The following is a 20,515-nucleotide window of genomic DNA, read 5'->3' on the forward strand; positions in this document are numbered from 1 at the left end:
GGCGGGTCGGTCGCAGACTCCGAATTGATGCTAGTACGCTTCGAACGCTTGTTCGGAAGAGTGTGGCGTGAGTGACCCGCCGATCGCAGCCGAAGGGACCCCAGTGGCAGACCGTCTTGTCGTTCGCGGCGCCCGCGAGCACAACCTGCGCAGCGTGGATCTCGACCTGCCGCGGGACAGCCTCATCGTCTTCACGGGGCTGTCCGGCTCCGGCAAGTCGAGCCTCGCGTTCGACACGATCTTCGCCGAAGGTCAGCGCCGCTACGTGGAGTCGCTCTCGGCGTACGCGCGTCAGTTCCTCGGGCAGATGGACAAACCGGACGTCGACTTCATCGAGGGCCTGTCGCCGGCGGTGTCGATCGACCAGAAGTCGACCTCCCGCAACCCGCGGTCGACGGTCGGCACCATCACCGAGGTCTACGACTACCTGCGCCTGCTCTACGCGCGCGCCGGCAAGCCGCACTGCCCGCAGTGCGGTGAGGCGATCGGCAAGCAGACTCCGCAGGAGATCGTCGACCAGGTGCTCGCGATGGAGCAGGGCACCAAGTTCCAGGTCCTCGCGCCGGTCATTCGCGGCCGCAAGGGCGAGTACCTCGACCTCTTCCAGAACCTGCAGGGCCAGGGCTACTCGCGCGCGAAGGTCGACGGTGTCGTCTACGCGCTCGCCGACGTGCCCAAGCTCAAGAAGCAGGAGAAGCACCACATCGCGGTGGTGATCGACCGGCTCACGGTCAAGGCGTCGTCGAAGCAGCGCCTCACCGACTCGGTCGAGACCGCGCTGCGCCTCGCGGACGGCCTGGTCGAGCTCGAGTTCGTCGACCTGCCGGAGACCGACCCGAAGCGCATCAGGGGCTTCTCCGAGAACCTGGCCTGTCCGAACGGGCACCCGCTCGCGATCGAGGACCTGGAGCCCCGGTCGTTCTCCTTCAACTCGCCGTACGGCGCGTGCACGGTCTGCACGGGCATCGGCGTGCGCAAGGAGGTCGACCCGGAGCTCGTGGTCCCGGACGACGAGCTGAGCCTCGAAGAGGGCGCCATCGCGCCGTGGGCGGGCGGGCAGACCGCGGAGTACTTCACGCGTCTGCTGCAGTCGCTCGGCGAGACCATCGGCTTCCGCATGGACCAGCAGTGGCGGCTGCTGCCCGCCAAGGCGCAGAAGGCGATCCTGCACGGCATCGACGAGCAGGTGCACGTCCGCTACCGCAACCGCTACGGCCGCGAGCGCTCCTACTACGCCAACTACGAGGGCGTGATCCCGTTCCTCGAGCGGCGTCAGGAGCAGACCGAGTCCGAGTACATGCGGGAGAAGTACGAGGGCTACATGCGCGAGGTCCCGTGCCCCGCGTGTGCCGGCACGCGCCTGAAGCCCGAGATCCTCGCGGTCACGCTGCACCACGGCAAAAAGGGCGACAAGTCCATCGCCGAGGTCTGTGCGATGAGCGTCGCGGAGTGCTCGGAGTTCCTCGACGGCCTCAAGCTCGGCAAGCGCGAGTCGATGATCGCGGGCGCGGTGCTCAAGGAGATCCAGGCCCGCCTGCACTTCCTGCTCGACGTGGGTCTCGACTACCTGTCGCTCGACCGCGCGTCCGGCACGCTGTCCGGCGGTGAGGCGCAGCGCATCCGGCTCGCCACGCAGATCGGCAGTGGCCTGGTGGGCGTGCTGTACGTGCTCGACGAGCCGTCGATCGGCCTGCACCAGCGCGACAACCACCGGCTGATCGAGACGCTCACCAGGCTGCGCGACCTGGGCAACACGCTGATCGTCGTCGAGCACGACGAGGACACGATCCGCACGTCCGACTGGGTCGTCGACATCGGCCCCGGCGCCGGTGAGCACGGCGGCAAGGTCGTGCACAGCGGCCCGTACAAGAAGCTGCTGACGAACAAGGACTCGATCACCGGCGCGTACCTGTCGGGGCGCAAGCAGATCCCGATGCCCGCGAAGCGCCGCAAGATCGACAAGAAGCGCCAGCTGACCGTCGTCGGCGCCCGCGAGCACAACCTGCGCGGCATCGACGTGTCGTTCCCGCTCGGCACCCTGACCTCGGTCACCGGCGTGTCCGGCTCGGGCAAGTCGACGCTGGTCAACGACATCCTCGCCACCGTGCTCGCGAACAAGCTCAACGGCGCGCGTCAGGTGCCCGGCAGGCACACCCGGATCAAGGGCCTCGACCAGGTCGACAAGCTGGTGCAGGTCGACCAGTCGCCGATCGGCCGCACCCCGCGGTCCAACCCCGCCACCTACACCGGCGTGTTCGACCACATCCGCAAGCTCTTCGCGGCCACCACCGAGGCGAAGGTCCGCGGCTACCAGCCGGGCCGCTTCTCGTTCAACGTCAAGGGCGGCCGCTGCGAGGCGTGCGCGGGCGACGGGACGATCAAGATCGAGATGAACTTCCTCCCGGACGTCTACGTCCCCTGCGAGGTGTGCAAGGGCGCGCGGTACAACCGCGAGACCCTGGAAGTGCACTACAAGGGCAAGACGATCTCCGAGGTCCTCGACATGCCGATCGAGGAAGCGGCCACGTTCTTCGAGCCGATCAACGCCATCCACCGTCACCTGCGCACGCTGGTCGACGTCGGCCTCGGCTACGTCCGGCTGGGCCAGCCCGCGCCGACGCTGTCCGGTGGTGAGGCGCAGCGCGTGAAGCTCGCGTCGGAGCTGCAGAAGCGGTCGACCGGCAAGACCGTCTACATCCTCGACGAGCCCACGACCGGCCTGCACTTCGAGGACATCCGCAAGCTGCTGGGCGTCATCAACGGCCTCGTGGACAAGGGCAACACGGTCATCGTCATCGAGCACAACCTCGACGTCATCAAGACCTCCGACTGGATCGTCGACATGGGTCCCGAAGGCGGCTCTGGCGGCGGCATGGTCGTCGCGGAGGGCACGCCCGAGGAGGTCTCCGAGGTCGAGAACAGCTACACGGGCCAGTTCCTCCGGCAGGTCCTCGGCAACGAGGAGGTGCCGGTGGCGGGGTGAACCCGCTGAGACGCCCGGCCGCATGACAGGTCGTCAGGAATTGGCGATCGGTGTGAGTTTTTGCCGAGAACCTGTCACTCGATCGAGCTATCCGGGATGATGTCGGCCGTGTCACTCCACCGGTACCGTTTCCGCAGCGTGTGGCACGTCTGTGCGTCTCCGGCGGCCGTGTACGACGTGCTGTCCGACATCGCGAACTACCCGAAGTGGTGGCCCGAGGTCCGGTCGGCGACCAAGATCGACGACGAGTCCGGTGTGCTCATCTGCCGTTCGTTCCTGCCGTTCGACCTGGTCGTGCAGGTGCGGCACAGCATCGCCAACCAGCAGGCAGGTCTCCTGCGCGCGACGTTGTCCGGTGATCTCGAAGGCTTCGCCAGCTGGGAGATCACCGGCCGCGACGGCGGGACCGACCTCGTGTTCGATCAGGAGGTCGTGGTCAACAAGCCCCTGTTGCGACGGCTGGTGCTGATCGCCAAGCCGTTCTTCCGCGGCAACCACGACCTGATGATGCGCGGGGGCCTCAAGGGGCTGAAGCAGGTCCTCGCCGACCGTGCGGCCAGCGAGTCCTGACCTTCACCGCTGGTAGTCACCGATCTGGACGGCCAGCTTGTCGGTGGTGCGCACGCACTTCAGCGGGACCTGGGCGTGCGCGTAGCCGTCCTCGTACGGCCACGCGCAGGACCACTCGCCGGACTCCCAGAACAGGCCCTGTCCCTGGGGCTCGCCGGCCTTGATCGCGGCGTTGTAGCGATCCGCGATGTCGAGGGCGGCGGGGCAGCCGACCCCGTCCAGGTCGGTCACCTTGCTCTGCTCGGTGTCACGGCACACGACCGGCTCGAAGAGGCACGGGAACTCCCACGCCTTCCACACTTCCTTCGGCACGTCGCCGCACGGCATGTCGGTCTGCGCTTTCACGAACCGCCACGCGTCGTCCTTGTACTCGAACAGGGTCGGCATGTCGTTGGACTCGATCCGCGTGGTGCGCATCATCGCCAGCGTGTAGCGGTCCTGCTGGCACTTGACGTCGGCGTAGACCACGCCGTCCCCCGGCTTGTGCACCGCGGCCAGCACCTCCGGCGTCACGAAGTCGCACGGAGCGACCTTGACCTCCTTGACCGCCAGGTCGGCGGGGACCGAGACCTCCTTCATCGTGGTGACGAGCTCGTCGGAAGTCTTGGTGAGGCGCGGCTTCTGCGCGTCGGTCGCGGCCGCGAGCTCGGCGAGTACCTTGGCCTGCTCGGGGGTCAGCCGGTGGCCGACGAACCGGAAGTCGATCTTCACACCGGCTTTCCGCGTGTGCTCCTCGATGATCGCGCGCACCTCGTCCGCGTTCTTGCCGCACGCGTCGGCGCCGTTGCGCGCGACCACCACCACTCGGTTCGTCTTGTCACCGCGGAACGGGTACGTGCGCGAGAAGTCGTCGATCGCCGCCAGGATCCCGCTGAGCAGCGTGGCCTTGCCGCTGGGCGTGATCGCGCGCGCGGCGTCACCGATCTTGGCCGCCTGCCCGGTGCCGGGGGAGACGAGCTCCGCGGTGTTCTGGCCGTCGCAGGCGCCACCGAAACGGCGCAGTGCCAAGGAATCGTCGGCGGCCATGTTCGAGGCGGCGGCACCGACGGCGTCGGCCACCTCGCGGAAGTCGGCGGATTCCGACGCGTCGATCAGGAACGTCGTGCGGTGATCCGGCGGCAGGAAGACCCAGAGCCCTCCGGTGACCAGCCCCAGCACCACGACGACAGCGCCCGCCACCAGCAACCAGCGTTTCACGACGTTCCCCCTGGACCCTTCGACCGCAACGACGTCAGCTCGCCCGTCATCTCCTGCGCCTTGGCGTTGTACGCCTCGGCGGCCTTGGAGTAGACGGCGAGCGGCTCCGTCAGGTTCCGCCCCGAACGAGCCGCGTCGAGCAACGTGCCGGCCGCTTCGATCACCGCTGCCTGCAGGCTGCGCAGGCTGACTGCCATGTCCCGCAACCGAACAGCCGCCTCCGAGCTGGTGCGGCCGTCGAGGTCCTTGATCTCGACGTCGACGACGGCGTTGCGGGCCGCGGCCACCGCGGTCTCGGCCGTGTCGAACCGGCCGTCCTTCAGCGCGGCGGTGGCGGCGTTGAGCTTGTCCACGGTCGGGTTCAGCACGTTGACGACCGACTGCGACGACCGCAGCACCGGCTCGGTGATGGTGTACCAGTCGAGTACGCGCTTCAGATCGTCCGGCGAGTCCGTGAACGTCGGTTCCTGCGTCCCGAGCTGGGTGGTCAGCTTCCTCAGGTGCTCCCGGTCGCCGCTGACCTGGTAGCCGATGAACCGGAACTCGATGGTCAGGCCGGCGGCCGCGACCCGATCGCGGATCTGGGTCTGCACGAACTCGTCGTCGGGGTCGCACGCGTCCTTGCCGTGCCTCGTCACGACGATGATCCTGTTGACCTGCTTGGCGTTCTGCGACCACCCCGAGGTGAAGTCGCCGACCGCCTCGACGATTCCGCGCTGCAGCGTGGCTTTCGTGCCCTGCCGCACCGAGCGGGCGGCGTCGGCGATCTGCTTGCGGTTTCCGGTGCCGAACTCGACCAGCTGCTTCGTGTTGTCGTCCGCGCCGCACTCGCCGCCGAAACTGCGCAGCGACTGGGAATCGCGCTCACCCGAGTTGCCGACGACGGCGCTGAGCGTGTTCATGACGCTCGTGAGGTCGCCCTCGGCCGAGTCGATCAGGAACGTCGTCTTGTAGAGGGGCGCGAACATCGGCCGCACCCAGCGGAAGAAGACGAACACCCCCGCGGCGACCAGAACGACGACGAGCAGGATGATCAGGATCCGGTTCCGCCTGCGCCTCGCCGCGGGTCCGCCGATCTTCTCGTGCTTCTGCTCGATCGCGGACGACGTCGCCGACGACAGCTGATCTGCCGCGCTGACGGACAGCCGGATCTCGTCCATGCACCCGAAGATATCGAGTTCGGGTGCAAAAGAAGTCAGGTTCGGCCGGACAGGTGCCGCACCAGCAACGCCAGCTGGGCCGCGTACTTCTCGGCGAACTCCGGTGTCGCGGGGTCTTCGCCGGTGATCTGGCTCGCGGTCTGCCGCAGGGTCAACGGTGCGGCGGCCGCGGCCATCAGCGCCAGCAGCAGCAGGCCTGGATCCAGGTCGGAGGGCAGCTCGCCGGCGGCTTGGCGGTCGCGCAGCTGGTCGACCTGGGCGCGCAGGAACTCCTCGTCGGTGGGTGGGCTGTCGCCCGCGAGGTTCGACCACGCCCACACCCGGCCCTGGTCGGTGAGCGCGGTCGCGACGAAGCTCGCCAGCACCTGGTCGAGCGGCTGGTCCTGGTGCGCCATCTCGGCGGCGGTGCCGTGCCAGCTGGTCGCGAGTTCCTTGTACAGGCCCTCTTTGCCGCCGAAGTAGTACGAGATCAGCTGCTTGTTCACGCCCGCGCGCGCCGCGATGTCCGTCGTGCGCGTGGCCGCGTAGCCCTTCGCGCCGAACTCCGCCGCGGCCGCCTCGATGATGCGGGCCCGCGTGCGTTCGGGGTCGCGTTTGCGCTCCGAGGCGCTGGGAGAGCGGCGTTGATCCACCGTCACACGGTAGCCGACGGGCTGCGTTCAACCAACAGGTTGACTTAATCAACCGGCTGGTTGAAACTAGGTGACATGAGGATCGCAGTGGTTGGTGGAGGAATCGGCGGGCTGTGCCTGGCGCACGGGTTGCGCAAGGCCGGCGTGGACGTGGCGGTGTACGAGCGCGATCTGTCGCGCACGGACCGCCTGCAGGGGTATCGGGTGCACATCAACCCGCACGGGGCCGCGGCGCTGCGGGAGTGTCTGCCCGCGGCGAACTGGGAGCGGTTCGAGCGCAGTGCCGGGCACAGCGGCAACGGCTTCGGGTTCCTGACCGAGCAGCTCACACCGTTGCTGGTGCTCGATCCCGAGCAGGAGCAGCACTACTCGGCGAGCCGGATCACGCTCAGGCAGGTCCTGCTCGACGGGCTCGACGTGCAGTTCGGCAAGCGGTTCGAGCGGTACGAGCAGGGCGACGACATCACGCTGCACTTCGAGGACGGCACGACCGCGTCGTGCGACGTGCTGGTCGGCGCGGACGGCATCCGGTCGCGGGTGCGCAAGCAGTACCTGCCGCACGCCGGCACCGAGGACGTCGGCGTCACGGCGATCGCGGGGAAGCTGTTCCTCGACGAGAACCCCTGGCTGCCGTCGGAGCTGGTCGTGCGTGCGAACTCGATCATCCCGACGGGCCGGGCCGGCATGTTCCTGGCGGCGCACGACGGCCTGGGCGTGACCGACAATCCGGACGACCCGTTGTTCGACAACGTGCGTCCCTACCTGATGTGGGCGTACGCGGCGGCGGACCTGACCGTCCACGATGGACTGGATCTGCAGCGCGAGGTGTTGTCCCGGATCTCGAGGTGGAGCCCTGAGCTGCAACGGATCGTCGCGGCCTCGCCCAGGGAGTCGATCAGCGAGTGGCGCATCCGCTCGTCCAGGCAGATCGACCGGTGGCAGCCGACCAATGTGACGTTGCTCGGCGACGCCATCCACGCGATGACACCGATGAGAGGCATCGGGGCGAACATCGCGTTGCGGGACGCGCAGCTGCTCGCGCGGTGCATTGCCGAAGGTGGCGACGCCATCGCCCGGTACGAGAAGGAGATGTACGACTACGGGTTCGCGGCGGTCCGCGACTCGCTGCGCGCGGCGAAGCAGTTCGCCGACGGCGGTCCCGTGGCGCGGACGATCTTCAAGACCGTGCTGCGGACCGCGAGTGCCGTCCCCGCGCTGAAGCGTGCGATGTTCACAGCTCAGGGGGACTGAAAAAAGTTTGAACCGACCTGGCGTCCCGTACGTGTGGAAGGCGTTGGAGGGACTGGCCAGGAGGTTCGAGATGATCCGCAGGGGTGTTGCGGCCGTCGCGCTGGGGTTGATCTCGCTCACCGCCTGCGTCGCCACGCCGGAGAGCAAGCCGGTCGCGCAGCAGCGGGAAAGCGTCGTGGCGCTCAACGTCGCGGAGATCGACGATCTCGGGCCGGTGGTCACCGACGTCAAGGGCTTCACGCTCTACCGGTTCGACGGCGACAGGCCGAACGAGTCCACTTGCGCCGGTGAATGTGCTGCCACCTGGCCTCCCGCCACGGTCGCCGACGAGAACTTCACGGTCAACGGCGTCCCGAGGAACCTGGTCGGCAGCATCGTCCGCAAGGACGGCAGCCGTCAGCTGACCGTCGACGGCATGCCGCAGTACCGGTTCGCCAAGGACGGCAAACCGGGTGAGACCAAGGGGCAGGGCCTGCAGGGCAAGTGGTTCGCCACCGGCCGCAACGGCGAGCGCACCCGGCTGGCCGCCCGCACCGGCGTGGTCGCGGGCCTCGGTGCGGTGCTGACCAACGACGCCGGACTCACGCTCTACCGGTTCGACGGCGACAAGCCCGGTGAGTCCACTTGCGACGGTGGGTGCGCCGAGACCTGGCCGCCGGTCTACGTCGAGGGTGAGCAGCCGCGCGTGAAGGGTGTCGACCCGAAGCTGCTCGGGACGATCACCCGCAAGGACGGCAGGAAGCAGCTCACCGTCGCGAACTGGGCGCAGTACACGTTCAAGAACGACACCAAGCCCGGTGAGGCCAAGGGCGTGACGGTGCCGAAGTGGTTCGCCACCGCCGCCGACGGCAAGAAGGCCCAGCAGAACAAGGCGATCGCGCTCACGAGTGCGACCGTCAAGGATCTCGGCGTCGTCGCCACCGACAAGGACGGCATGACGCTCTACCGGTTCGACGACGACTCCGCGAACCCGCCCACGAGCAACTGCTCCGGCGAGTGCGCGGTGCAATGGCCGCCCGCTTTCGTCGACGAGGGTTTCCAGGTGCAGGGCGTGGATCCCTCGCTCGTCGGCACGATCGAGCGGGACGGGAGGAAACAGCTCACCATCGCAGGACTGCCGCAGTACCTCTTCTCAGGTGACAAGGTCTGCGGCGATGCCAACGGGCAGGGCGTTGGCGGCAAGTGGTGGGCCACCAGGGCCGACGGAAGTCGCGCCGGCCAGTAAGGGGGAGAGCCCCGGCGGGAGAGTTCCCGCCGGGGCTTTCGCACGTCTAGCGCAACCGCATCAGGATCGCCTGTTCCGGTTCGAGCACCGGCAGCTGGATCCCGACGTCAGCGAACATCGAGCCGGGCAACGAGACCGGTTCCCACTTCTTGTCGTCCCGCCCGATCAGCCTCGGCAGACCGGCGGGCGCGTCGAACGTCAGCTGGTACGTCCGCGTGCGGTCGAGGCCGGGGAAGCGCACTCGCGCCGGCTTGTGCTGCACCGAAGTCGCGATCTGCGCGTAGCAGAACAGCGCCTCCGACTGATCGGCGGCGACCACGCCGTGCACCCACGCGGCCGGGTCCGGGTGGTCGGAGTGCACCGAGACACCGCTGTGCACCAACGAACGCACGTCCTTGTAGTACTCGATCGCGGCCTGCAGCCCCGCGCGCTCGGAGTCGGTCGCCGAGTTGATGTCCCACTCGATGCCGAAGTGCCCGAACATCGCCGTCGCCACCCGGAACGACAGGTCGTGCACCCGGCCGGTGGTGTGCGAGCGGGTCGGGCCGACGTGCGCGCCCATCAGCTCCGGCGGCAGGAACACGCCGGTCCACCGCTGGATGAGCTGACGTTCCAGGGCGTCGTTGCAGTCGGAGGTCCACACGCGGTCGGTGCGCGACAGCACGCCGAGGTCGATCCGGGACCCGCCGGACGAGCAGCTCTCGATCTCCACGTGCGGATGCCGCAGCCGCAGTTCGTCCAGCAGCCGGTAGAACGCCTCGGTCTGGTCGTGCACGCGCGCGCCGATGAGGTCGCGGTTGTGGTCCCACTTCACGAACGCGATGTCGTTGTCGGACAACACGGACGAGACGCGGTCGAGGATGTACGCGTAGGCCTCGGGGTGCGCGATGTTCAGCACCTGCTGGTTGCGCCACGACGGCGGCAGCACGCCGGGCCGCGGGCCCAGCACCCAGTCGGGGTGGGCACGGTAGAGGTCCGAGTCGGTGTTGATCATTTCCGGCTCGAACCACAGCCCGAACTCCATGCCGAGCGAGCGGACGTGCTCGATCAGCGGGGTGAGGCCGTCGGGCCACACGGTTTCGTCGACGTACCAGTCGCCGAGGCCCGCGGTGTCGTCGCGGCGGTGCCGGAACCAGCCGTCGTCGAGCACGAACCGTTCGACCCCGATGGCGGCGGCGGTGTCGGCCAACGCCGTCAGCCGCGCGAGGTCGTGGTCGAAGTAGACGGCTTCCCACGTGTTGAGCACGACGGGGCGCGGGCGGAGAGAACGCTCGCGCAGCTGGCGGTGGAAAGCCGCGCTGATGCCGTCGATGCCCTCGCTGGAGTAGGCCGCGTACAGCCAGGGCGACTCGTACTCCTCGCCCGGCCCGAGCACGATCTCGCCCGGCAGCAGCAGTTCGCCGCCGCCCAGGACGGGCGTCGAGTCGGGGAAGCTCTCGGCGTACGTCACGTGGTTGCCGCTCCACGCGACGTGCAGCGCCCACACCTCGCCGGAGCGGAACGAGAACCCCGGCGTCCCGGCGAGCAACCCGATGGTCGCGTCGGGCCCGGTGCGGCCGCGGCGGTTCTCGCGGACCCAGGAGCCGTAGTTGAACGCGTGCCGCTGCGGCGAGCGTTCGCGGGCCCAGCGGCCGGTGAAGTCGAGCAGCTCGCCTGCGTGGGCGGGCACCGGAAGCGCGGCCTCCAGCCCTTCCAGCGAATACGGCGTCGAGCCGTCGTTGCGCAAGGTGTGCCGCAGCCGCAGCATCCCGGACGACGCGAGTTCCACGACACCGGTCACGGTCAGCTCCGCCGCGGAATCCTCGGCCACGTAACGGAAGACCGAGCCCTCCACCGAGAACGACGTGACCGCGAGCGACGGCGCGAAGTGCTCACCGCCGCGATGCCCGCGCAGGCCGGGACGGCCGGAGTGCCCGGCGCCCGCCTCCGGCAGCAGCGCGACCGTGACCGCGTGGTCGGGTGAGCTGTTGGGAATGGTTCCCGTCAGCACGTCGGCCAGGGCGCGCAGTGCGTCCTGGCCGACGTCGCCGAGCGTGCGCCCCCAGTGCGTCACGACCGGGAGTCCGGTTCCCCGGACGTCGATCACGACGCTGGAGGTGGCGTCGTGCAGGTGCACGACCTCCGTGTTGTTCATGCGGGCCCCGTCCACATCAAACACAAATGAACATTGCGCCGATCCTGTGATGCGGGGCTCGCGTTGTCAAGCGTTCGAACTTGTTGGGTTGTGTCTGATTAAACGACCAGGCTGAGCAGGGCGGCAACCACGAAACCGACCACCGAGAGAATGGTTTCCAGCACCGTCCACGACTGCAGCGTTTCCTTCACCGAAAGGCCGAAGTAGCGGGAGACGATCCAGAACCCGCCGTCGTTGACGTGCGAGGCGATGATCGAACCGGACGCGATCGCCATCACGATCAGGGCGAGCTGGGGCTGCGAGTAGTTCAGGTCCGCCAGCACCGGTGCCACGATGCCCGCGGTCGTCACGATCGCGACGGTCGCAGAGCCCTGCGCGATCCGGATGACGCAGCTGATCACGTACGACAGCGCGATCACCGGCAGGCCGAGGTCGGACAGCTCGCCCGCCAGCGTCTTGCCGATGCCCGTCGCGGCCAGCACGGCGCCGAAGAAGCCACCGGCACCGACCACGAGCAGGATCATCGCGACCGGTCGCAGCGACGCGCCGGCCATCTCCGCGAGCTTCTCGCGCGTCATGCCGCGCCGGAAACCCAGCAGCCAGAACGCGAGCAGCACGGCGATCGTCAGCGCCACGGCGGGCGTGCCGAAGAACGTGGCGATCGAGTACGGCCGGGAACCCTTCTGCAGCAGGATCGAGCCGAACGTGCCGGCGAGGATCAGCACCAGCGGCAGGCCGATGATCGAGAGCACCAGCCCGAGCGAGGGCGGTTCGCGGTCACCGTTCTCCGCCTTGGCCTGCTCGGCCGCCACGAGCATCTCGTCGGGCACCGGAACGTTCAGGCGCTTGCCGATCCAGTACGAGTACAGGACACCGCCGACGAACCAGGACGGGATCGCCACCGCGAGACCCATGATGATGATCCAGCCCAGGCCGACCTTCAGCAGACCGGCCGCGGCGACGGGGCCGGGGTGCGGCGGCATGAACGCGTGCATGACCGACAGACCGGCGAGCAACGGCATGCTGAACAGCACGATCGACTTGCCGCTCTGCTTCGCCGCGACGTAGACGAGCGGTGCCAGCACGAAGATGCCGATGTCGAAGAAGACCGGCACACCGAAGATGAGGCCGGCCAGACCGATCGCGACCGGCGCGCGCTTCTCGCCGAACGCGCTCATCAGCTTGTCCATCAGCACCTGCGCGCCGCCGGACGCTTCGAGAATCGCGCCCAGCAACGTGCCGAGACCGATGATCGCCGTGATGTGGCCGAGGATGCCGCCGAAACCCTTCTCCAGCAACGAGTCCGAGGCCTTCTGCGCCGACCCGACCAGTGTCTCCGTCGGGACGCCCGCCGCCAGTGCGACGAGCAGCGCCACGACGAGCAGCGCGATGAACGGCTCGACCTTGAACCGGATGATGAGGAGCAGCAGGACTGCGATGCTGACTACCGCGAGGGTCAGCAGACCCGGTGTTGTGTGTTGCAACCAGTCGATCACGGGCGGCTCCTGAGTGAATGGCCTGGCAATGCGCCGGTGGCGGTTCCGTCGTCGATCACCGGCACCCCGTTGCAGAGCACGTACGGGATGCCGGCGGCCTGCTGCCGAGGCTGGTCGAACGTCGCCGTGTCGGCGATCGTCGAGGCGTCGAACAGCACCAGGTCGGCCGCGTAGCCCTCGCGGACCAGACCCCGGTCGGTGAGCCGCAAACGCTTGGCGGCGCGGCCGGTGAGGTGCTCGACGCACTCCTCCAGGCTCAGCACGCCGAGTTCGCGGACGTAGCGCGCGAAGTAGCGCGGGAACGTGCCCCACGCGCGCGGATGCGGGCGGTCGCCGACGAGCAGCCCGTCGCTGCCACCGGTGTGCGCCGGGTGCTTCATGATCGCCTGCACGTTCTCCTCGTGGCCCACGTGCATCAGGCAGGAGGTGCCCAGGCGTTCGTCGACCAGCACGTCGAAGTACAGGTCGGCCGGGTTGCGCCCCAGCCGTGCGGCGGACTGGAGAACGCTCGCACCGACCAGATGCGCGTTGCGGTCGTTGCGCACGCCGTTGATCTCGATGGAGTCCCAGTCGACCGGCACGCCGTGGCACCCGTCCGAGCCGATCTCCTCGATCTCCTCCCGGATGCGCTCACGGGTGTCCACATCGGACAAACGGGCCAGCGTGCTGTCCGGGCCGCCTTCCGTGGCCCACGACGGCAGCAGTGCTGAAAGGTACGTCGCGCCCGGCAGGTACGGATAGGTGTCCAGCGAGATGTCGGCGCCATTCGCCATCGCGTCGTCCAGCAGTGCCAGCAGTTCGCCGGCCCTGCCCTTGTTCACCGGGAAGTTCATCGTGGCGTGGGCGAGGTGCAACGGACAGCCGGACCGCTGGGAGACGTCCACCATCTCGGCGTACGCCTCCAGCGCGCCCGCGCCGTAGCTGCGGTGGTGCGGGCTGTAGTAGCCGCCGTAGTTCGCGACGATCTCGCAGAGCTGCACCAGCTCGGACGTGTCCGCGTACATGCCAGGCGTGTAGGTCAGCCCCGACGACATGCCGAAAGCGCCTTCCACCAACGACTTCGCCAGCTTGTTCTTCATGACGAGCATCTCGGCGTCGGTCGCCGGCCGGTCGTCCCAGCCCACCGCCAGCATCCTGAGCGTTCCCTGCGGCACGAGGTACGCGGCGTTGACCGCGATGCCCTGGTCGAGCCGGTCGAGGTACTCGCCGACCGAGCGCCAGTTCCAGTCGAAGCCCGGCGGGTCGTCGTTCCACCCGGCGAGCTGGCCTCTCAGCGTGGCGAGCACCTCGTCGTTCACCGGCGCGTACGACAGGCCGTCCTGGCCGAGCACCTCGGTCGTCACTCCCTGCGAGACCTTCGCGAGGTGATCCGGCTGGGCGAGGATCTGCAGGTCCGAGTGCGAATGCATGTCGATGAACCCCGGCGCGAGCACGAGCCCGTCCGCGTCGATCGACCGCCTGGCCGTCAGGCCGTGCTCGATGGACGAGATCACGCCGTTCTTGATCGCCACATCCGCGCGGTAGCCCGGTGTGCCCGTGCCGTCGACGATCAGCGGACCGCGCAGGACGATGTCGTCCATCGTGCACTCCTCTGCTAGAAGTAGGTGCGGATGAGGTCGACCACGGTCGTGCCCTCGACGACCGGGATCAGCTGCCACTTGTCGAACACCGTGCAGGGGTGGGAAAGGCCGAGCCCGACCCAGTCGCCGACCCGGACCGTGGCCTCGGCGCCGAGCTGGAGAAACGCGTGCTGGTCGTTCAGCGCGGTCACCTTCGCCTGCGACAGCGGGGCGATCGCACCGTCCCGGCGGCGCACGAGCTGCGGCTCCGGCAGTCCCTCGTCGAACGACGCGTCGCGCTTGCCGATCGTGAGCAACGCGAGGTCGCGCTGCGGTCGTGACGTCACCTGGGCCCAGGCGCGGAGTGCGCTGCGGAACGGCTCGACGCCCTCGATCCGGGAGAACGGCGAGATCCCGCGGTAGAAGCCGTCGTCGTGCGTGATGTAGGCGCCGCTGCGCAGCACCGGCGTCACCGGCACCGGCCACGGTTGCGCCAGCGTCGCGGCGACCTGGTCGAAGTACGCGCTGCCGCCGGCGGTGACGACCACCTCGTCCAGCTCGTCGAGCATGCCCGCGTCGGCCATGCGCAGCACGAGGGAGCGCAGGTCGGTCAGGTATCGGTCCACAATGGACTGCGACGACTCGGACGCGTCGTGCGCCAGCGCGCCTTCGTAGCCGCTGACACCGGCCAGTCGCAGCACCGGGCTCTGGTCGACCGCGCGTGCCACCGCCAGCGCGGTCTCCAGGTCGCGCGCTCCGGTCCGTCCGCCGGGAGCGCCGAGCTCGACCAGCACGTCGATCGGGCGTGCCGGCTGCAGCTCCTGCAGCGTCTCGGTCATCAACGCGACGCCGGCCTCGGAGTCGGCCCAGCAGCTGAACCCGAAACGCGGGTCGTGGTCCAGCTCGGTCACCAGCCAGCGCAGCGCGGCCGGGTCGAGCAGCTGGTTCGCGAGCAGGATCCGGCTGACGCCGAACGCCCGGTACACGCGCAGCTGCGACGCGTTGGCCGCCGTGATGCCCCAGACGCCGTGCTCGACCTGCCGCTGGAACAGCTGCGGTGCCATCGTCGTCTTGCCGTGCGGTGCCAGCTTGACGCCGTGGTTGTCACACCACTTGGACATCGTCGTCAGGTTGTGCGTCAACGCGCCCGCGTCCAGCACGACGAGCGGGCCGACGAACTCGTCGGCGAAGAGGTCCAGCCGCCGGTCGGCGATCTCGCCGATGGTCGAGCCGAACGTGCTCGACGGAAGGCCCTTGAACCGCCAGTTCACCCGTTCCTTGCGGATGTCTGCGACGGCCGAGAGGTCCATCTCCATCAGTTGTTGCATATTTTGCAACTCCCATTGCGCGATGTGATGCTGGAGTGTGTAGCATTCGGGTGCGCCGCCGTCAACGAACACCTCTGGAGCAACGCATGCGGTTCGAACACGTCGGCGGTGTCGTTTGCCTCGGCGAGACCATGGTGATGATGGTTCCGGCTGAGCCCGGTCCCGTGCATCTGGTGCGCACCTGGCACCGGGCCATCGGCGGCGCCGAGTCCAACGTCGCCTGCCACCTCGCGCGCCTCGGCGTCAGCTCGTCCTGGGTCAGCGCGGTCGGCGACGACTCGTTCGGGCTCGCGGTGCGCGACACCGTCGGGAGCTACGGCGTGGACGTGTCGCGGGTGCGCGTCGACCCGGCCCGTCCCACCGGTCTCTACGTCAAGGAGGCCTCACCGCACGGCAGCCCGGTGCGCTACTACCGGCGCGGCTCGGCGGCGTCGGGCATGGGCCTGGAGATGATCGACCGGCTCGACCTCGGTGCCGTGCAGCTGGTGCACATCAGCGGAATCACGGCGGCGTTGTCCGATTCGTGCCTCGCGCTGATGCGCGAGCTGCTGCGACGCCCCCGGCACGGGTTCAGGATCTCGTTCGACCTGAACTGGCGGCCCGCGCTCTGGACCGACCGCGACCCGTGCGTGCTGCGGGAACTCGCGGACATGGCCGACATCGTGCTCGCGGGTTCCGACGAGGCGGAACTGGTGTGGGGCACCGGCGACCCGGCCGGGCTGCGTCAGCTGCTGCCCGGCCCGGCGTCGCTGGTGGTGAAGCAGGGCGCGGACGGCGCGACGCTGCTGGAAGGCGGAGCGTCGCACTTCGAACCGGCGCTGAAGGTCGAGGTAGTCGAACCGGTCGGCGCGGGCGACGCGTTCGCGGCGGGGTTCCTCGCGGCAACGCTGGCGGGTTCCTCGCCATCGGTCCGGTTGCGCGCCGGACACCTGCAAGCGGCCGCCGCTTTGCTCACCGCGGAGGACGTCGGAGATCCTTTGCCGGACGACGTGACAGATCCGCTGCTGCACGCCGACCCGCGGACCTGGGCGTCCGCCCGCCTGGAGGTGTAGATGAGCCAGAGCCTCGACCGCGCGCTCACCCTGGTGAGCCAGCTCGCGACGGGACCGAAGACGCTGGACGAGCTGTCCGGCGTGATCGGCGTGCACAAGTCGACGACGCTCCGGCTCCTGCGCACCCTGGAGTCGCACCGGTTCGTGCAGCGCGACGGCGTGCACCACTACCGCCTCGGCACAGCGCTCTTCGACCTCGCCAACAGAGCCCTGGAGGAACGAGACGTCCGCCGCGCCGCCGAGCCCGCGTTGCGCGACCTCAACTCCCGCCTGGGCTACACGATCCACCTCGCGTCCTACGAGGACGGTGAGGTGATCTACATCGACAAGTACGAGTCGAGCCACCCGATGCGGATGTACTCGCGCATCGGCCGCCGCGCACCGTTGCACTGCACCGCCGTGGCCAAGATCCTCCTTGCCGACCTGCCTCCCGCGACACTGCAGAAGGTGTTGTCGACGATGGAGTTCCCCCGCCTGACGGCGAACACCATCACCAGCCCGACGGCCTACCTCGCCGAACTGGAACGCGTGCGCGCCAACGGTTACGCCGTCGACAACGCCGAGCACGAGGACTTCATCCACTGCATCGCCGCCCCGATCCGCGGTTCCCGCGGCGAGGTGCTCGCCGCCGTGTCGATGTCGGTGCCCAAGGTGCTGCTCGACTTCGACGGCCTGCTGTCCCACCTGCCCGACCTGCTCGCCACCGCTGAAGCCGCCTCGGTGGAATGCGGTTACGTTCCAAGATAAAAGGGGAAGATCCGTTGTCCAAGGTTGAGATCAAGACCGCCGACGCGCCGCAGCCGGTGGCGAAGTTCTCGCAGGGTGTCCGCAAGGGCAACATCCTGCAGGTGGCCGGCCAGGTCGCGTTCGACCCTTCGTCGGGTGAGATCGTCGGCACCACCGTGGCCGAGCAGACCCGCCAGACGTTCAAGAACCTCAACGCGGTGCTGGCCGCCGGTGGCGCGTCCATCGACGACGTGGTGATGATCCGGGTGTATTTGACGGACACCGCGCACTTCGCGGAGCTGAACGAGGTCTACGGCGAGTTCGTGACGGACCCGGCGCCCGCACGGACGACCGTCTACGTGGGACTGCCAGCCGGTCTGCTGGTGGAGATCGACGCGCTCGCCGTCGTGGACTGATCGGGTGTGAGGGTCTGCAGGGCGGATCCAACGCGCGGACTCTGATCGTCGGGTGCTTTGCTGTGGCGTGCCTCCATCCGGAGGCACGCCATCGGCAGTTGGAGGCCACCGTTGATATCGGAGAAGGCCAACCTCCGCATGCGAGCAGCCCTGCACGCCATCAGGCCGGACGAAGCACCCCTCCCACCCGCTTTGGCCGCCACGGTCGCAAAGGGCTGGATCGAACACGGGTCCGGTGCCTACCTCCTGCGCAACCTCGCCGACCACGCCACCACCCGGACCAGCGACCTGCACACGTACGAGGCCGAAACCAACAGCCAGGACATCCCACGCGGAGACGACCTCGCTGAACTGCTGGGCGTCTCACTGGCCTATGCCCGCGCATGCCTCCGACAAGCGCAAAGGCCGGTCACCGCACTGTTCTCCATCTCGGAGCCCCACGACGACGTCATTCCGGTGACCACCAACGTGACGTTCTGGACGGCAGAGCGCACAGAGCCCGGCTTCGAGCACGACATCCGTCCGCTGATGTTGCTCAGCAACGCGAAGACCGACTTCCTGTACTCCTCCACCGACGAGCAGGAGAAGGTCATGGCCGACACCGTCCAGGCCCTCACCGACCAGGGGTTGCCGTGGGACGAGTCGGTGCGCAAGGTCAACGAGTTCTGGGGATTGCCGAGCAGGCGGTGGGCGCTGCTGTACGGCGACTGGATCGGGCAGCGGCCCGGCGAGCACTGGGCGAGGCTCATCACCACGGCGTAATGCGTTCTGCCTGACGGACGACGGCGAACCGGCGGTTTGTTGTTTGTGAAACCATCCGCTTCATGAAGTGGTACGCGGACAGACCTGTCAGGCTCACGCGTCAGCTGATCGCCGACCTCCTCGCCGTGGGGTGGGTGGCGCTGTGGATCTGGGTGGCCACCACCGCCCACGGCTGGGTGCTCGAGCTGAGAGCGCCGGGGGACGGACTGGTCAACGCGGGCGGCGACATCCGTGACGTCTTCACCAACGCCGCAGGCAAGGCCAGGGGTGTGCCGTTCGTCGGTGACGAACTGTCGGGGGCGTTGGGCAACGGCAGCAAGGCCGGCGAGACGCTGATCGGGGTGGGCAACACGCAGATCGGCGTGGTCGAGGACACCGCGTTCTGGCTGGCGACCGCTCTCGTCGTGATTCCGGTGCTGTTCCTGCTGATCACGTGGTTGCCGGTGCGGCTGCGGTACGCCTTCAGGGCGGCTCACGCCGTGAAGCTCAGGGACATGCCGGACCTGCTCGCGCTGAGAGCGCTTACCAGCTTGAAGTCGAAGGAGCTCGCCAGGTTTCCGCACGACCCGGCGGCGAAGTGGCGCACGGGGGACACCGACACCATCGAGGAGCTGGCCAGAAGGCAGCTCGCGGCGCTGGGGGTGCGGGCATGATCGCGCTCTCGGTGATCGCCGCCGTCGTGGCTATGTGCGCTACGGCGGTGGCGCTGTGGCAGGCCCGCGAGGCGAAGAACGCCCAGGAGGCCGCTGCCGCGGCGCACGAGGCCGCCGCCAAGGCGCAGGAGGAGGCGCAGGCCGCGCGCAAGGCCGTCGAGCAGGCCGCGACGAGTGCGTTGCAGGCCAAGACCGCGGCGGAGGAAGGCAAGAAGGCCGCGGGGCAGGCCCAGGAGGCGGCTACGGCATCGCGGATGCTGGCCGACGAGGCGCAGCTCACCGCGCAGCAGGCGACGCAGCAGGTGAGCGAGCTCACCGAGATGCTGGCCGCTGAGCGCAGCAGGCGGGGCATGCCGACGTTCGCCATCACGCCCGGCGCGCCCGACGAGTTCCGGCTGAGCTACTTCGGAGGGCCCGCGGTGATCGAGCAGCTCACGGTGTCCGTGGTGCCCGGCAGCAGGGTGCTCGGGCTCTCACAGCACGACGAGCCCCCTGCCGAGCACCTGGAGATCGGGCCGCTGTACAACGGCAGCGCCATCACGTTCCGCGCGGCCACCGGGCAGCGGGCCAGCGCGGTGTTCCAGATCAGGGCGGAGCCGTGGGAGCCCGTCGTGGTGCGAGCGGATCAGTAGACCGGGCCGGTGTACTTCTCGCCGGGACCCTGACCTGGCTCGTCCGGCACGACGGAGGCCTCGCGGAACGCGCGCTGCACCGACTGCAGGCCGTCCTTCAGCGGTGCGGCGTGCGGGCCGAGGTACTCGGAGGAGGCGGTGACCAGGCCGGCCAGGGCCGTGATCAGGCGGCGGGCCTCGTCCAGGTCGCGGCGCGGGGAGTTGTCCGGGTCCGGGTCGGCGAGGCCCAGGCGCTCCGCGGAGGCGGACAGCAGCATCACGGCCGCGCGGCTGATGACCTCGATGCTGGGGACGTCCCCGAGGTCACGGATGCTGTCTTCAAGGGGCTCAGTCACGGCACCATTCAAGCAAGCGGACGTCACAGGCCCGCGATTCGGGGTGCTTGGTTCGGAGCTCGGCCAGGCCCGAGCCGAGGGAGTCGTTCAAAGGTTCGATACGATCACCCACATGGCGGAGCGAGTGTTGCGTGCAATCGCACCGTCGTTCGTTGCGCAGGGTGCGTCCGGTGTGTCGGTTCGAACCCGGCTGAGAGGTCTGACCGACCTGGACGAGCAGGTGCTGCGCGTCGTGGGTGCGCACTTGGGATCCCTGGCCTCACGGGATGTCAAGATCCGTTGTGCTGACGGGTTGGAGCACTCCAGTCAGCGCTGGGCGGAGCGAAAACGGGAACTCACGTCGGACTGGTGTTTTAACCAGGAGGCGCTTGGGTTTTGACATGGGCACGGCCACCGCTTGATCA

Annotated in this window: 19 protein-coding genes; 11 read left to right on the plus strand and 8 right to left on the minus strand. The window is 68.6% G+C overall.

What is annotated here, in order from left to right; genetic code table 11:
• Positions 1-103 precede the first annotated feature (103 nt).
• The gene (gene uvrA / locus IEZ09_RS31200) at positions 104-2,983 is read left to right on the plus strand and encodes an excinuclease ABC subunit UvrA (RefSeq protein WP_189257378.1); all 2,880 of its coding nucleotides are present in this window, start codon (positions 104-106) and stop codon (positions 2,981-2,983) included.
• A 108-nt stretch (positions 2,984-3,091) separates the two neighbouring features.
• Complete coding sequence (locus tag IEZ09_RS31205) at positions 3,092-3,553, plus strand: SRPBCC family protein (protein WP_229813113.1); 462 nt, start codon at positions 3,092-3,094, stop codon at positions 3,551-3,553.
• 3 nt (positions 3,554-3,556) lie between these two features.
• Here the strand turns inward: IEZ09_RS31205 and IEZ09_RS46840 are convergent, their stop codons facing one another.
• Genes IEZ09_RS46840 through IEZ09_RS31220 form a run of 3 tightly spaced genes read right to left on the minus strand, consistent with a single transcriptional unit; the run spans position 3,557 to position 6,542 of the window.
• Positions 3,557-4,750, minus strand: a complete 1,194-nt coding sequence (locus IEZ09_RS46840) for a vWA domain-containing protein (RefSeq protein WP_229813114.1) — start codon at positions 4,748-4,750, stop codon at positions 3,557-3,559.
• Positions 4,747-5,910 carry a VWA domain-containing protein gene (locus IEZ09_RS31215; protein WP_189257379.1) on the minus strand — a complete coding sequence of 388 codons (1,164 nt, stop codon included), beginning with the start codon at positions 5,908-5,910 and terminating at the stop codon, positions 4,747-4,749. Before IEZ09_RS31215 ends, IEZ09_RS46840 begins: the two co-directional genes overlap by 4 nt.
• Before the next feature lie 35 nt (positions 5,911-5,945).
• Positions 5,946-6,542, minus strand: a complete 597-nt coding sequence (locus IEZ09_RS31220) for a TetR/AcrR family transcriptional regulator (RefSeq protein ID WP_229813115.1) — start codon at positions 6,540-6,542, stop codon at positions 5,946-5,948.
• Positions 6,543-6,617: 75 nt separating this feature from the next.
• Here IEZ09_RS31220 and IEZ09_RS31225 point away from each other — a divergent pair, with 75 nt between their 5' ends.
• Both IEZ09_RS31225 and IEZ09_RS31230 read left to right on the plus strand, forming a co-directional pair.
• Positions 6,618-7,793: an FAD-dependent oxidoreductase gene (locus tag IEZ09_RS31225; protein ID WP_189257381.1), complete on the plus strand. Its 1,176-nt coding sequence runs from the start codon at positions 6,618-6,620 to the stop codon at positions 7,791-7,793.
• A 31-nt stretch (positions 7,794-7,824) separates the two neighbouring features.
• On the plus strand, positions 7,825-9,018 hold the full coding sequence (locus IEZ09_RS31230) for a hypothetical protein (protein ID WP_189257382.1): 1,194 nt from the start codon (positions 7,825-7,827) through the stop codon (positions 9,016-9,018).
• A gap of 46 nt (positions 9,019-9,064) precedes the next feature.
• Here IEZ09_RS31230 and IEZ09_RS31235 read toward each other — a convergent pair whose 3' ends face one another.
• The 4 genes from IEZ09_RS31235 to IEZ09_RS31250 all read right to left on the minus strand — a co-directional run bounded on the left by IEZ09_RS31235 (position 9,065) and on the right by IEZ09_RS31250 (position 15,523).
• On the minus strand, positions 9,065-11,152 hold the full coding sequence (locus tag IEZ09_RS31235; protein ID WP_189257383.1) for an alpha-galactosidase: 2,088 nt from the start codon (positions 11,150-11,152) through the stop codon (positions 9,065-9,067).
• A 98-nt stretch (positions 11,153-11,250) separates the two neighbouring features.
• Complete coding sequence (locus IEZ09_RS31240; RefSeq protein ID WP_189257384.1) at positions 11,251-12,648, minus strand: GntP family permease; 1,398 nt, start codon at positions 12,646-12,648, stop codon at positions 11,251-11,253.
• Complete coding sequence (locus IEZ09_RS31245; RefSeq protein WP_189257385.1) at positions 12,645-14,228, minus strand: N-acyl-D-amino-acid deacylase family protein; 1,584 nt, start codon at positions 14,226-14,228, stop codon at positions 12,645-12,647. The genes IEZ09_RS31240 and IEZ09_RS31245 overlap by 4 nt, the downstream gene beginning before the upstream one ends.
• Positions 14,229-14,242: 14 nt before the next feature.
• Positions 14,243-15,523: an amino acid deaminase gene (locus tag IEZ09_RS31250; RefSeq protein ID WP_370467760.1), complete on the minus strand. Its 1,281-nt coding sequence runs from the start codon at positions 15,521-15,523 to the stop codon at positions 14,243-14,245.
• Between the two features lie 98 nt (positions 15,524-15,621).
• Between IEZ09_RS31250 and IEZ09_RS31255 the strand changes: the two genes are divergently transcribed.
• The 6 genes from IEZ09_RS31255 (at position 15,622) to IEZ09_RS31280 (ending at position 19,776) form a co-directional block, all read left to right on the plus strand.
• Positions 15,622-16,587: a sugar kinase gene (locus IEZ09_RS31255; RefSeq protein ID WP_189257387.1), complete on the plus strand. Its 966-nt coding sequence runs from the start codon at positions 15,622-15,624 to the stop codon at positions 16,585-16,587.
• Entirely contained in the window at positions 16,588-17,334 is a 747-nt protein-coding gene (locus IEZ09_RS31260) for an IclR family transcriptional regulator (RefSeq protein WP_189257388.1), read from the plus strand.
• A 14-nt stretch (positions 17,335-17,348) separates the two neighbouring features.
• Entirely contained in the window at positions 17,349-17,729 is a 381-nt protein-coding gene (locus IEZ09_RS31265; protein WP_189257389.1) for a RidA family protein, read from the plus strand.
• Between the two features lie 138 nt (positions 17,730-17,867).
• Positions 17,868-18,491 carry a hypothetical protein gene (locus IEZ09_RS31270; RefSeq protein WP_189257390.1) on the plus strand — a complete coding sequence of 208 codons (624 nt, stop codon included), beginning with the start codon at positions 17,868-17,870 and terminating at the stop codon, positions 18,489-18,491.
• A 62-nt stretch (positions 18,492-18,553) separates the two neighbouring features.
• On the plus strand, positions 18,554-19,144 hold the full coding sequence (locus IEZ09_RS31275; protein WP_189257391.1) for a hypothetical protein: 591 nt from the start codon (positions 18,554-18,556) through the stop codon (positions 19,142-19,144).
• Positions 19,141-19,776, plus strand: a complete 636-nt coding sequence (locus IEZ09_RS31280) for a hypothetical protein (protein WP_189257392.1) — start codon at positions 19,141-19,143, stop codon at positions 19,774-19,776. Before IEZ09_RS31275 ends, IEZ09_RS31280 begins: the two co-directional genes overlap by 4 nt.
• Here the strand turns inward: IEZ09_RS31280 and IEZ09_RS31285 are convergent.
• Complete coding sequence (locus IEZ09_RS31285) at positions 19,770-20,111, minus strand: DUF1844 domain-containing protein (protein WP_189257393.1); 342 nt, start codon at positions 20,109-20,111, stop codon at positions 19,770-19,772. The two genes, IEZ09_RS31280 and IEZ09_RS31285, sit on opposite strands and share 7 nt — an antisense overlap.
• A gap of 112 nt (positions 20,112-20,223) precedes the next feature.
• Between IEZ09_RS31285 and IEZ09_RS31290 the strand changes: the two genes are divergently transcribed.
• The gene (locus IEZ09_RS31290) at positions 20,224-20,490 is read left to right on the plus strand and encodes a hypothetical protein (protein ID WP_229813116.1); all 267 of its coding nucleotides are present in this window, start codon (positions 20,224-20,226) and stop codon (positions 20,488-20,490) included.
• The last annotated feature ends 25 nt before the right edge of the window (positions 20,491-20,515 follow it).

The organism is Lentzea flava (assembly GCF_014648475.1).
GTDB classification, from domain to species: Bacteria; Actinomycetota; Actinomycetes; order Mycobacteriales; family Pseudonocardiaceae; genus Lentzea; species Lentzea flava.